General features: G+C 74.4%; 11 protein-coding genes. 7 read left to right on the forward strand and 4 right to left on the reverse strand.

Annotation, left to right across the window (positions count from 1 at the left end; all coding sequences use genetic code 11):
- The coding region (locus tag VF825_RS16065) for a peptidoglycan recognition family protein (protein WP_331115141.1) at window positions 1-1848 on the forward strand (1848 nt) is incomplete at its 5' end.
- A gap of 226 nt (window positions 1849-2074) precedes the next feature.
- A complete protein-coding gene (locus tag VF825_RS16070) occupies window positions 2075-2338 on the forward strand; it encodes a metal-sensitive transcriptional regulator (protein WP_331115143.1) in 264 nt (87 codons plus the stop codon).
- Between the two features lie 14 nt (window positions 2339-2352).
- Here the strand turns inward: VF825_RS16070 and VF825_RS16075 are convergent, their stop codons facing one another.
- Both VF825_RS16075 and VF825_RS16080 read right to left on the reverse strand, forming a co-directional pair.
- Window positions 2353-2958, reverse strand: coding sequence for a DUF47 domain-containing protein (locus VF825_RS16075; RefSeq protein ID WP_331115146.1), 606 nt, complete (start codon window positions 2956-2958; stop codon window positions 2353-2355).
- Window positions 2955-3962, reverse strand: a complete 1008-nt coding sequence (locus VF825_RS16080) for an inorganic phosphate transporter (protein ID WP_331115148.1) — start codon at window positions 3960-3962, stop codon at window positions 2955-2957. The genes VF825_RS16075 and VF825_RS16080 overlap by 4 nt, the downstream gene beginning before the upstream one ends.
- 197 nt (window positions 3963-4159) lie before the next feature.
- Between VF825_RS16080 and VF825_RS16085 the strand changes: the two genes are divergently transcribed.
- Window positions 4160-5014 (forward strand): LytR C-terminal domain-containing protein, encoded by an 855-nt coding sequence (locus tag VF825_RS16085; protein WP_331115150.1) that lies wholly within the window; start codon window positions 4160-4162, stop codon window positions 5012-5014.
- 9 nt (window positions 5015-5023) lie between these two features.
- Here VF825_RS16085 and VF825_RS16090 read toward each other — a convergent pair whose 3' ends face one another.
- Window positions 5024-5461 (reverse strand): hypothetical protein, encoded by a 438-nt coding sequence (locus tag VF825_RS16090; protein ID WP_331115152.1) that lies wholly within the window; start codon window positions 5459-5461, stop codon window positions 5024-5026.
- Window positions 5462-5978: 517 nt separating this feature from the next.
- On the opposite strand from VF825_RS16090, the gene VF825_RS16095 reads away from it, so the two are divergent.
- Both VF825_RS16095 and VF825_RS16100 read left to right on the forward strand, forming a co-directional pair.
- A complete protein-coding gene (locus tag VF825_RS16095) occupies window positions 5979-7619 on the forward strand; it encodes an alkaline phosphatase D family protein (protein WP_331115154.1) in 1641 nt (546 codons plus the stop codon).
- Between the two features lie 305 nt (window positions 7620-7924).
- On the forward strand, window positions 7925-8170 hold the full coding sequence (locus tag VF825_RS16100) for a DUF2795 domain-containing protein (RefSeq protein WP_331115156.1): 246 nt from the start codon (window positions 7925-7927) through the stop codon (window positions 8168-8170).
- A gap of 16 nt (window positions 8171-8186) precedes the next feature.
- Here the strand turns inward: VF825_RS16100 and add are convergent, their stop codons facing one another.
- A complete protein-coding gene (gene add / locus VF825_RS16105) occupies window positions 8187-9185 on the reverse strand; it encodes an adenosine deaminase (protein WP_331115158.1) in 999 nt (332 codons plus the stop codon).
- 102 nt (window positions 9186-9287) lie between these two features.
- Here add and VF825_RS16110 point away from each other — a divergent pair, with 102 nt between their 5' ends.
- Together VF825_RS16110 and VF825_RS16115 are read left to right on the forward strand one after the other, a co-directional pair.
- Window positions 9288-10307, forward strand: coding sequence for an LLM class flavin-dependent oxidoreductase (locus VF825_RS16110; protein WP_331115160.1), 1020 nt, complete (start codon window positions 9288-9290; stop codon window positions 10305-10307).
- A 142-nt stretch (window positions 10308-10449) separates the two neighbouring features.
- Window positions 10450-12605: glycosyltransferase (locus VF825_RS16115; protein ID WP_331115162.1), on the forward strand; the 2156-nt coding region annotated here is incomplete at its 3' end.

Consider the following 12605-nt stretch of genomic DNA (forward strand, 5'->3'; position numbering starts at 1 on the left):
GGGCCGGCCACTGCCAGCCCCGCCGCCCCGGCCGCAGGGTCCTCCGGGCCGCACGCCCGCGAGGAGGCCTTCGCGCGCGCCGCAACGCGGTTCGGCGTCCCCGAGTCCGTCCTCGAGGCGGTGTCCTACTCCTGGACGCGCTGGGAGGGCCACGCCGGCCAGCACAGCACCGACGGCGGCTACGGTCCGATGCACCTCGTCGACGGCGCGGCGTTCGAGCGCGACGGCCGCGACGGCATACCGGCAGGCGGCGAGCGCCGCCTGGACGTGGACACCCTCGGGCGGGCCGCCGACCTGCTGGGGGTGAGCCCGCAGGTGCTGCGTGACGACCCTTCGGCCAACATCCTCGGCGGGGCCGCGCTGCTGGCCGAGCGGCAGAAGGCGCTCGGCCTGCCCTCGGGCACGTCCTCCGAACCGGGCGCGTGGTACGCCACCGTCGCCGACGCGAGCGGCTCGCCCGAGCGCGACTCGGCGGTCACCTTCGCCGACGACGTGTATGCCGTGCTGGCCTCAGGCGCGGCGCGCACCACCGCGGACGGCCAGGACGTCAGCCTCGCCCCGACCCCGGCCACGCCCCGGCGCGCCGACGTCGACCGGCTGCACCTCGCGACCCCGCGGACCGACCCGCGCCTGGACTGCCCGCCCGGCCTCGGTTGCCAATGGGTGGGGGCGCCCTACGCGCAGTACGGCCCGGGCGCCGGGGACTACGGCAACCACGACCTGGCCCACCGGCCGGCGTCCCCGCGCCTGACCACGATCGTCATCCACGACACCGAGGCCAGCTGGGACACGACCCTCAAGCTCGTGCAGGACCCCACCTACCTGGCGTGGAACTACAGCGTCCGCTCCTCCGACGGGCAGGTCGACCAGCACCTCGACCCCAAGGACGTCGGCTGGCACGCCGGCAACTGGTACGTCAACGCCCACTCCATCGGCATCGAGCACGAGGGCTTCGCGGCCCAGGGCGCCACGTGGTACTCCGAGCCGATGTACCGCGCCTCCGCCCGGCTGGTGCGCCACCTCACCGACGAGTACGGCATCCCGCGCGACCGGGCCCACATCATCGGCCACGACCAGGTGCCCGGCACGACCCCGTCCACGGTCCGCGGCATGCACTGGGACCCGGGCCCCTACTGGGACTGGGAGCACTACTTCGCGCTCATGGGCGCCCCGCTCTCGGCCCGGCGCGGCACCCCCGGCCAGGACGTCGTGCGGATCCTGCCGGGCTTCGAGGACAACGTCCAGAAGGTGACCGGGTGCACCACGGCCGGGGCGCCGTGCCCCGCCCAGGGCACCAACTTCGTCCCGCTGCACACCGCGCCCGACGAGGCCTCACCGCTCGTCAGCGACATCGGCCTGCACCCCGACGGGAGCCCCAGCACCACGGAGGTCGCCGACATCGGGGCCCGCGCGACCGCCGGCGTGGAGTACGCCGTGGCCGGCCGCTCGGGTGACTGGACCGCGATCTGGTACCTCGGGCAGAAGGCGTGGTTCCGCAACCCCGCGGACGCGCCGACGGCCATCGCCGTCGGAGGGCTGCTGGTGACTCCGAAGGCCGGCCGCACCTCGGTGCCGGTCTACGGCCGGGCCTACCCCGAGGCGTCGGCCTACCCCGCCGGTGAGACCCCGCAGGCTGTGGTGCCGTTGCAGTACTCGATGGCGCCCGGCCAGCGTTACGTGCTCACCGACGCCGCCGTGCCGACCGACTACTACAAGGCCAAGACGTTCTCGCCGGACACCCCGGGCGACCACGTCGACATCGTGGGCCGGGACCGCTACTACGAGGTGTCCTTCGGGCACCGGGTGGCCTACGTGCGTGCGGCGGACGTGGACGTCGTCAGCCACTGAGGCCGCCAACGCGGCCGGCCGGCACGACGCACCACCCCGAGGGGGCGCACCGTCACGGTGCGCCCCCTCGCCGTCCCCCTGTATGCCGTCCCCCTCGCCCCTCCTGCCGGCGGGCCCCGGAACGGCGAGTCCCGGAATACCTGTCTGCGGTCGACCCTTGACACCCCCGGACCGATTCCTGCCCGGGCGCCCTCCGGCGCCGCACCCCAGCCCAGGAGGCACCACGATGGAGCTCGACGTCGACCAGATGGGCCCGGTGCTCAACCGCCTGCGCCGCGCGCAGGGACAGCTGGCCGCCGTGACCCGCATGATCGAGGAGGGCCGTGACTGCGCCGACGTCGTCACCCAGCTCGCCGCCGTCAACCGGGCCCTGGACCGGGCGGGCTTCGCCATCATCTCCACCGGGCTCAAGCAGTGCCTGTCCGAGCCGGGCGGTGCGGACAGCGTCGATGCGCAGAAGATGGAGAAGCTGTTCATGTCGCTGGCCTGAGCCGGCGGCCGGCCTCACCCCTCCTTGACCACGGCGTACCAGACGCGGTCGGCCACCCGGACCTCCGCCTCGCCGAGCTCGAGCATGCGGCGGTAGATCTCGCGCAGGTTCACCGCCGCCCGCAGGTCGGCGATGGCCAGGGAGTCGTGCATGGCGGCGCGGTAGCGCTTCTCCATCCCCCGTTCGGCCGTCACGGCCGCGTCGGCGTGCGCCGTGGCCTGGTCGGGGTCGGCCGCCAGGGCCGGCAGTGCCGCCGCCAGCTCGCGCACCACGTCGAGGCCGATCGCGGCCATGTCGGCCAGGGCACGGTCCGGGACCACCTCGAGCGCCTCGGCCTCCCGCACCACGTTCTTGGCCGTGTTGAGGACCATGTCCAGCCGCTCGGACAGGGTGAACAGGTCCTCCTGGTCGACGGGGGTGCTGAAGGCCACGCGCAGCTGCCCGGACAGCTCGCGCCGGATCGCGTCCGCCTGGTGCTCGGCCTCGCGCACCGGCGCCCCGGTCCCCGTGCCGCAGGCCCACGCCACCATCGCGGTCAGGCCGGTGACCGTGACCTCGGCCTGGCGCGAGAGGGTCCCGATGACGTCGGGTGTCTCGGGCAGGAACCAGTGGCGTCTCATGCGAGCCTCCGGGCCACCAGCCCGCCGAGCGCGCCCATGAGGGCGCAGGAGGGCAGCGTCACCAGCCAGGCCAGCAGGATCTCCCGCACCACGGGCCAGCGCACGTGCCGCCGACGCTGCGCCGCGCCGACCCCGACCACCGAGGAGGCCACGACGTGGGTGGTGCTGACCGGCGCCCCCAGGAACGCTGCCACGCCGATCACCCCGGCGCTCGAGCCCTGGCTGACCAGGCCGTCCAGCGGCCGGATCCGGTAGATCCCGCGGCCGATGGTGCTGGCGATCCGCCAGCCCCCGAGGGCCGTCCCGACGGTGAGGGCGGTGGCACAGGCGACCTTCACCCACAGGGGCACGACGAAGGCCTCGACCTGCCCGGAGACGACCAGCGCCAGGGTGATCAGGCCCATCGTCTTCTGGGCGTCGTTCGTGCCGTGCGAGAACGCCAGCGCCGAGCCGGTGACCCACTCCGAGCGCAGGACCGGCTTCTGCACCGTCCGCCGTGCGCGGCGCAGGGCCCGCCGGGCGAGGAGCTCCACGGCCCAACCGGCCACCGCCCCCACCAGCGGCGAGAGGGCCAACCCGATCAGCACGCCCCACACCCCCACCGGGCGCAGGCCGTCCAGGCCGCCCCAGTTGACGGCAGAGACCCCGGAGTCGACCACCGCCGCGCCGACGAGGCCACCCACCAACGCGTGCGAGGACGACGAGGGCAGCCCGCGCCACCAGGTGAGCAGGTTCCACGTCAGCGCCGCGCCCAACGCGGCGATGAGGATGCCCAGGGTGCTCGCGGGGTTCACCTCGACGATCCCGCCCACGGTGTCGGCGACCGCCGTGCCGGCGATGACCGGGCCGAGCAGGTTGAACACGGCACAGAGGGTGACCGCCCCACCTGGCGTCGCCGCGCCCGTCGCGACCATCGCCGCGGTGACGTTGGAGGAGTCGTGGAACCCGTTCGACACGTCGAAGGCGACTGCCAGCACGACGACCAGGACCAGGGCCCACTGCATGGGACCAGTCAAGACCCCCCTCGCCGCCGAGCACATCCGGTGGACGGGTGAGCATCGCCCGAGTCGAGGGCCGGCCGGGTGTCCAACCCGTGGAACCGCAACCACTTCGTTGCCCGGAAGTCCCTACCCGGACAGGCGCGTCGCGCCATGATCGGAGAAAATGGCGCGCCCGGACGTGTGTGGGAGGGGGTGGACCAGTGGACGTCGTCGAGGACTCCCCACGAGCCCTGCGCACCCGCCGCCTGCGGCGCCGGCACACCGTCGTCCTGGTCTCGGTCCTGTCCCTCATGGTCCTCGCCTTCGGCTACTCGGCTGCCTACTACAGCGGCTGGCGCCCCTCGGCCCTCGCGGCCGGGCAGACGTGCACCCCGGTCGCCGTCCCCGCCCCGTCACCGGCCAGCTTCGTGCTCAACGTCTACAACGGCAGCGACCGGGCGGGCCTGGCCCACACCACCTCCAAGGTCCTGGCCCGTCGCGGCTACCGGATCGGCAAGGTCGCCAACGACCCCGCCCAGGGCGTGGTCCGCACGCCGGCCGAGGTGCGCTACGGCGACAAGGGCCTGGACGCCGCGCTCCTGGTCGCCGGCCTGGTCGCCGATGCCCGGCTGGTCAACGACACGCGCACCGACACCCGGGTCGACCTCGTGCTCGGCCCGGACTTCCACTCGCTCAAGCCGGCGCCCCCGCTGCCCATGCCGGTTCCGGGCAAGGTCACGGTCAACGTCCTCAACACGACCTTCCGCACCGGCCTGGCCAGCAGCGTGGCCGCCGAGGTGCGCACCCGCGGGTTCCACGTCGCCAAGGTCGGCAACGACCCCACTCGCGTGGTCCTCGGCACGGCCGAGGTCCGCTACGGCGAGGACGGGGAGCCGGCTGCACGGCTCCTGGCCCGGCAGGTCCAGGACGTGAAGATGGTGCTCCTGCCCCGCACCGGCGCCACCGTCGACCTGGTCCTGGGCAACGCCTACACCGCCCTGGTGCCCGAGGCCGAGGCCGCCGCACCGCCCCCGCCCAAGCTCCCGACCCCGATGGTCACCCGCCCCGGCTGCTGAGCCCGGCCGTCACAGGCGTCGCCCGGACACCAGCACCCGCGCCGCCTGACGCCAGGCGGTGTTGCCGCACGAGGTGTAGTTGGTCCACGTCGCGCCCTGCACGATCGCCATGCAGTCGGCGGCCAGCTCCCGTGCCGTCCCGGCCGAGCCGCCGAACGTGCGCACGAACGCGGCGTCGGCGCCGGCCGAGCTCCCGTAGACCCAGATCGCCAGGGCGTGGCTGTACTCGTGGACGACCACCGAGTAGAGCAGCCCCGCGGGCACCCGCGGGGAGATCGTCACCTCCCGGGTGGCGAGGTTCGTGGCGCCGTAGTGGCCGTAGCGGTCGCTCCAGACCCAGGCGGACACCACGCCCGGACGGTATGACGGGATCCGCGCGACCGCGTAGCGGAGTGCAGCCGGCACCCCGGCCACGCCGGCCGGTGCCGCCGCCGAGGAGGTCTGCACGGTGGGCTTCGGTCTCGCAGTGGACGTCGCGCGCGGCCGCGCGGTGGTCCGCGCCGGGGAGGGTCGACGGACCGTCGGGGTGGTGGCACGCGTGGGTGTCGGGTGCGCCGTGGGGGCGGGGTCGGTGGTTGCCTGTGCCGCGGCGGCCGACGCCGTGGCCGACGGAATGGGTGAGGCGGCCACGAGGGACGTCGACCGGGACTGCGGGACGCGCGCGGCCAGGGCCATCGTGCCGGTCGCGAGGAGCAGGGCGGCCGTGCCGAGGACCGCGGGGACGCGGAGGGGGTGTGGTGATCTCGCCATGGGTGCCTCGTGAGGGACGGGCGGCCCAGGGGGAGACCGCTTCCCTCGACCGTGCGGCCCCTGGGCCTCCCGCGCGTCGGCTCGCCGCAGCAGCACCGGGTCGCCCCGATGCACGAGCCACAGGGCTGATGACAGGCGGCCGGGGCGGGTGTACCTCCGCCTCGCGAGAGTGGCGCGGCCGCCGGGAACCGGCGCCGGGTGGTAGACCTACGCCATGAGCCGACTGCTGCTGGGCCCGTTGCTGCGCCACGTCGGCGAGGAGGACGCCACCGTCTGGGTCGAGACCGATACGCCCTGCACCGTCGAGGTCCTCGGCAACAGCGAGCGCACGTGGACCGTCTCCGGGCACCACTTCGCCCTGGTCACGGTGCAGGGCCTGGCACCCGGTTCGGTCACCGACTACCAGGTGTCCCTCGACGGTGAGGTGGTCTGGCCACCGGCGGACACGGCATACCCGCCTTCCCGCATCCGGACCCTGTCCCCCGGCCGCCCGGTGACCCTGGCGTTCGGCTCCTGCCGCTACGCCACGCCGGAGGCGGTCGGCAACGACAGCCACTTCGACCCCGACGCGCTGGACGCCTACGCCCGCCGGGTGATGCGGCTGCCGGTCGACAGCTGGCCGGACGCGCTGCTGCTGGTCGGCGACCAGGTCTACGCCGACGAGACCTCCGAGGCGACGCAGGAGCGCATCCGCAAGCGCCGCGACCCCGACCAGGCGCCGGGCCTGGAGGTCAGGGACTTCGAGGAGTACACGTGGCTCTACCACGAGTCGTGGTCGGACCCGCAGGTGCGCTGGCTGCTCTCGACCATCCCCAGCTCGATGATCTTCGACGACCACGACGTGCGCGACGACTGGAACACCTCCGGCTCCTGGCGCCGCGAGATGCAGGCCACCGACTGGTGGCAGGAGCGCATCATCGGGGGCCTGTCGTCGTACTGGGTCTACCAGCACCTGGGCAACCTCTCGCCGCAGGCGCTGGAGCAGGAGACGCTCTACCAGAAGGTGCGGACCCACGAGGGTGACGCCGAGGCGCTGCTGCGCGAGTTCGCCACGGCCGCCGACAAGGAGGCCGACGGCCACAAGGGCGCGCAGTGGTCGTTCCGGCGCGACCTCGGACCGGTGCGGCTGCTGGTGCTGGACTCCCGGTGCGGGCGCATTCTCGACGGCGAGGCCCGCTCGATGCTCTCCGAGGGCGAGTTCGCGTGGGTGGCCGAGCAGGTGCAGGGCGACTACGACCACCTGCTCGTCGGCACGTCCCTGCCGTGGCTGCTGCCGCGCGCCCTGCACGACGTGGAGTCCTGGGACGAGCGCCTGGCCAGCGGGGTGCAGGGCCGCCGGCTGGCCCGCTGGGGCGAGAAGGCCCGCCGCGACGCCGACCTCGAGCACTGGGCGGCCTTCCGCAGGTCCTTCGACTGGCTCACCGACCTCTTCGCCCGCGTCGGCCGGGGCGAGACCTCCCCCAGCGGTCGCGCGCCGGCCACCATCTGCGTGCTCTCCGGGGACGTCCACCACGCGTATGCCGCGCGCGCCGACTTCCCGCGGGATATCGACAGTGCGGTCTACCAGCTCACCTGCTCGCCCCTGCACAACTACGTGCCGTGGTTCATGAAGGTCGTCTTCCGGATCACCTGGTGGCGGGCCACGGAGAAGTCGGTGCGGTTCCTGCTCAAGCGGGTCTCGCACGTCCCGGCGGTGCCGATCGAGTGGCGCCGGCTCTGCGGGCCGTTCTTCGGTGACCAGATCGCCACCCTCACCCTCCACGGCCGCTCGGCCGGGGTGCGGTTCGAGCAGACCCACCACGACGAGAAGGTGGGTCCGGTCCTGGGCGCGGTGAGCGAGCTGACGCTGTCCTGAGGCCGCCGCGCCCCCGCCAGCCGTGAGCACCCTCGGGGGTCGGCGTCGCCCGGCGGACGCCCGCTGCTCAGCTCCCGCTCACCCCGCCCTCACCCCCTGCTCACCCCGCCGGGCGAGGCTCATCTCGTCCGTTCGGCCGATGGTCGGGACCTTCGGCACTACGGCATCGTGTGGGCCGTTGGCACGGTAGGGACACCGCCCCGACGACCCGCGACGCTCGACCGCGCCGGCTGCACGGCCGCCCCGGTTGGGATGTCCGATTCGTGGGTAACCAGAGGGGCACCGTACGGCGAAGGTGAGACGACATGCTGACGCAGCAGACCGCTTCGAGGTCCAGTTCCCGTGAGGACCTGGCGAGGATCCTGACAGGTGTCCACTACCCGGTCACCGCCGAGGACCTCATGGTGCTGGCACTGCGCCGCCGCACCCCGAGCGAGGTGCTGTGGCAGCTGAACCAGCTGCCCTACGACCGGCGCTTCACCAGCGCCTCGGACGTGGCCGGCTACCTCGACGCCGTCGCTGTCGCCGCGCCCACGCTCGGCCGCAACTGACGCCCGGCCACCCGGCTCATCCCGCAGGCATCGACGCCCACGCGTCGATGCCTGCGTGCATGCGGGCCCGCACCGGCGCCGGCGCGAACGACGCGTCGACACCTGAGCGCGCCAGGTCCGCGAGCTGGTCGTCACCCCACCCGAAGGTGGCGCGGACCCGCGCATACTCCTCGCTGAGATCCACCCCCAGCACCGACGGCACGTCGGTGTTGAGGGTGACCCGCAGGCCGGCGGCCACGAGGCGGGGCAGCGGGTGCGCCGCCCAGTCGGGCACGAACCCGAGCCCCACGTTGGAGGACGGGCACACCTCCAGCGCGATCTCGCGGTCGCGGACCTCGGCCACCAGGTCGGGGTCGTCCAGCACGCGGATGCCGTGCCCGATCCGCTCGGCCCGACCGGCGCCGAGGGCCTCGCGGATGCTGTCCGGGTCGCAGGCCTCCCCGGCGTGGTGCACCAGGTGCAGCCCGGCCTCGGCCGACTCCCGCGCGAGCGGCTCGAACGGCGCCAGCGGGTAGGACTCCTCCCCCGCCACACCCCACCCCAGGACCCCGTCGTCGCGGTGCCGCAGCGCCAGGTCCACGGTGCACCTCGCGCGCTCCACCGACCGCCGGCGGGAGTGGTCCAGCAGGACGCCGGTGGTGACCCCGTGTGCCGCCTCGCCCTCGCGCAGACCGGCGAGGACCGCCTCCAGCGGCATGGCCGGGTCGCCGAGCCGCTCGCCGTGCGACGCCGCGGTGAAGGTCACCTCCGCGTATGCCGTGCCGTCACCGGCCGCGTCCTCGCAGAACTCCCGCGCGACGCGGGTGAAGTCCTCGGGCCGCTGCAGGCACGCCCGCACGAGCGCGTTCTGGTCGGCGAAGTCCCGGAAGTCCGCGAAGCGGGTGCGGCCGCCGGCCAGGTGCTCCGGCACCGGGACGCCGTTGGCGTCACCGATCTCGCGCAGCGTCTCCCAGCGCACCGTGCTCTCCAGGTGCACGTGCAGGTGGGCCTTGGGCAGGAGGGCGAGGTCGCGCACGCGGCGGACCCTACCCTTCGCGGCCGCCGTCCGGCCCGGGCTGACGGTGGCGCGGTGCGCCCACCGGGAACAACCGGTGCCGGCGCCCGGTTGCCCCTTCGCGTGACCCTCCCGCTCTCCGTCCTGGACCTGTCCCCCGTCGCCTCCGGCCGCCCGCCGTCGCAGGCGCTGCACGAGACCGTCGAGCTGGCCCGCAGCACCGAGGCCGCCGGCTACTCCCGGTTCTGGGTGGCCGAGCACCACAACATCGCCAGCGTCACCAGCAGCGCCCCCGAGGTGATGATCGCGACGGTCGCCGCGGCCACCTCGCGGATCCGCGTCGGAGCGGGCGGGATCATGCTGCCCAACCACGCCCCGCTGAAGGTCGCCGAGACCTTCCGCGTCCTGGAGGGCCTGCACCCCGGGCGCATCGACCTGGGCATCGGCCGGGCGCCGGGCACCGACCAGCTCACGGCCTTCGCGCTGCGCCGCAGCCGGGAGGCCTTGGCCGCCAACGACTTCCCGCAGCAGTACTCCGAGCTGCTCGGCTACGTCGACGGCTTCCCCGAGGGGCACCCGTTCGCGCCGATCGTGGCCCAGCCCACCGACATCGCCCTGCCCCCGGTGTGGATCCTCGGATCCAGCCTGTACGGCGCCCAGGCCGCGGCGGCGTACGGCACCGGTTTCGCCTACGCCGGGCACTTCGGCGAGGCCGACCCGGCCGAGGCGATCCGGCTCTACCGCGAGGGGTTCCGACCGTCGGGGCGTGAGGGTGACCCGACGCAGCCGCGGGCGATCCTGGCGGTCGCGGCCATCGTGGCGGACACCGCCGAGGAGGCCGACCTGCTCGGTCAGGCCGCCGCCCTCTCCATGGTGCGACTGCGCCAGGGGCGGCCCGGGCCGCTCCCCTCCCCCGAGCAGGCGGCGGCGCACCCGTGGACCGAGGCCGAGCGGGGCATGGCGCAGGCGTTCTCCCGGTTCGCCACCGTGGGCACGCCCGACGTGGTCTGGGAGGCGCTGCAGCGCCGGGCCAAGGAGGCCGACGCCGACGAGCTGATGGTCACCACCAACGTGCACGACCCGGCCCGGCGTCGGCGCTCCTACGACCTGCTCGCGCAGGTGGCCGGCCTCACCACCGGGTAGCCCGCGGCCCCGCCCTCGGCCCCGGAGGGGCGCCGGTCCTACCCGCGGGTAGGACCTCCAGGTCCCGGATGTCCGTTTCGAGCGCGTATCGTCCTGCGCCGTTAACGTCGTGGCGGCATCCGGTGGAGTCTTCCTCGCGTCCGTGGCGGCGACGCTCGTCACGACGCTGGTGCTGTTCGTCGCGCCGCCCTCCCGCCGCGAGCGGCCGGGCACCGGGCGCGCAATGACGCTGCTGCTCAGCAGCCTGCTCCTGGGGTGCGGACCGGCGGCGCTGGTCCTCCTCGGCACCGGCGCCGGCCCGGCTGCCGTGGCGGCCGTGACGCTGACGGCGGCCGCGGTGGCGTGGCTGCCCCTCACCCGCCGGTGGAGCTGGCGGGGCCACGCGGCGTGGTCGGCCAGCACGACCATGGCGGTGTCCTACCTGGCCTACATGCTCGGGTACTCCCTGGCGCCCGGGCGCGGAGTCGCCGGCACCGCGGCCGGCCTGGTGCTCTGGGCGCTCGAGCTGGTCACCTTCGTGCTGGGTGCGGCCTTCCTCTGGGAGGTGGTGGACGTGGCCGCGCGCACCGACTGGCCGCGGCGCAGCCCCCGGGGGCACGTCGGCACCCCGACCCGGCACCCGTTCGTCTCCCTGCACGTGCCGGCCCACAACGAGCCGCCGGACATGGTCATCGAGACGCTCACCTCGCTGCTGCGGCTGGACTACCCCGCCTACGAGGTCGTCATGGTCGACGACAACACCCAGGACCCCGCGCTGTGGCACCCGGTCCGGGACTTCTGCGACACGCACGGCATCCGGTTCGTGCACCTCGAGGACTGGCCGGGCTACAAGTCCGGGGCGCTCAACTACGTCCTGCGGCACGCCACCGACGCCCGCGCCGAGGTCATCGGCGTCGTCGACGCGGACTACATCGTGGACCGCGACTACCTCCAGCGCTGCGCCACGCTGTTCGCCGAGCGCGAGGACCTCGGCTTCGTCCAGACGCCGCAGAACTACCGGCAGTGGAAGCACAGCAGCTACTTCCGGCGCCTGTTCTTCTCCTACGAGTACTTCTTCGCGGTGTCCCAGTCGAGCCGCAACGAGGTCGACGGCGCGATCTTCGGCGGCACCATGGGGCTGATCCGTCGCAGTGCGCTGGAGGCCGTCGGCGGCTGGGACGAGTGGTGCATCACCGAGGACGCCGAGGTCTCGCTGAAGATGCTGCGCGCCGGCTGGACCGGCCAGCACGTCGAGCGGCCCTACGGCCACGGCGTCATGCCGCTGACCTTCGAGGCCCTCAAGCGGCAGCGGTTCCGCTGGTGCTTCGGCGGGATGCAGATCCTCAAGGCCCACTGGCGCTCCCTCATGCCGTGGGACCGTTCTCCGGACAACCACCTGACCCTGGCCCAGCGCTGGGCCTACCTCTCCGGCGGGCTGCAGTGGTTCAGCGACCTGCTCGGGCTCTCCTTCGCCGCCCTGCTGTTCGTCAGCGCCGCGGACCTGGCCCTGGGCGGCGGCCTGGTGCTGCGTCGCGTCGGCGGCCTGCTGCTCGTGCTCCCGCCGCTCCTGCTCGTCCTCGGGGTCGGCCGCGCCCTGGCCGCGCTCCGGCTGCGCTCCACGGCGGGCTGGCGCGACGCCCTCGGAGCGCTCGGGCTCTGGCTCGCCCTGGGCCTGACGGTGGCGATGGCCTCCGTGCGCGGGCTCGTGCAGCCGGAGGGTGTCTTCCTGCGCACCCCCAAGACCCGTGACGAGCCCTCCCTGCTGGATGCGGTGCGGGCCAACAAGGTCGAGACCCTGGCGGGGGCGCTGCTGCTGGTCACCGCCGCGGCGTCGGCGCGCCGCCTCACCCTCGCCGCAGTCGTGGTGGCCCTCCTGCTCGTCTGGCACGCGGTCGGTCTGCTCGCCGCTCCCGGCAACAGCCTGGCGGCGATGCGGGCCGACCTGAGCCCGCAGATGCGCCGCCGCCGCGGCACCGAGGGCCAGCGCGAGCGGGTGGGTGCCCGGGGCCGGACGCGTCCGGTGGTCGCCGGGCTCGGTGCCCTGGCCGCGGCCGCGGTCGTCGGGGTCGCCGTGGCCGGGCCCGCCGACGGCCCCGCCCGCACGCCCGGTGACGTCCTCGGGCAGCTGCGCCCGGGCCCGTCGGCCGCGGCCCACCGGCCAGTGCCCACCACCCGCCCCGTCCCCTCGGACACGCCCACGCCGACCGCGTCGCGCACGTCGAGCTCCCCGGTCGCGGGTGGGGGCCCGGCACCGGTGCCCCAGCCCGTCACGACCCCCGCGTCGCCGGCCCCGTGCCCCACCTCCGCCACGCCGACCAC

This window comes from Oryzihumus sp. (assembly GCF_036391795.1).
GTDB lineage: Bacteria > Actinomycetota > Actinomycetes > Actinomycetales > Dermatophilaceae > Oryzihumus.

Bases quoted from the DNA above. Each gene is read 5' to 3' on its own strand.
- VF825_RS16070 (WP_331115143.1), top strand. From the start codon at position 2,075: ATGGAGCTCGACGTCGACCAGATGGGCCCGGTGCTCAACCGCCTGCGC.
- VF825_RS16075 (WP_331115146.1), bottom strand. From the start codon at position 2,958: ATGAGACGCCACTGGTTCCTGCCCGAGACACCCGACGTCATCGGGACC.
- VF825_RS16080 (WP_331115148.1), bottom strand. From the start codon at position 3,962: ATGCAGTGGGCCCTGGTCCTGGTCGTCGTGCTGGCAGTCGCCTTCGAC.
- VF825_RS16095 (WP_331115154.1), top strand. From the start codon at position 5,979: ATGAGCCGACTGCTGCTGGGCCCGTTGCTGCGCCACGTCGGCGAGGAG.
- VF825_RS16100 (WP_331115156.1), top strand. From the start codon at position 7,925: ATGCTGACGCAGCAGACCGCTTCGAGGTCCAGTTCCCGTGAGGACCTG.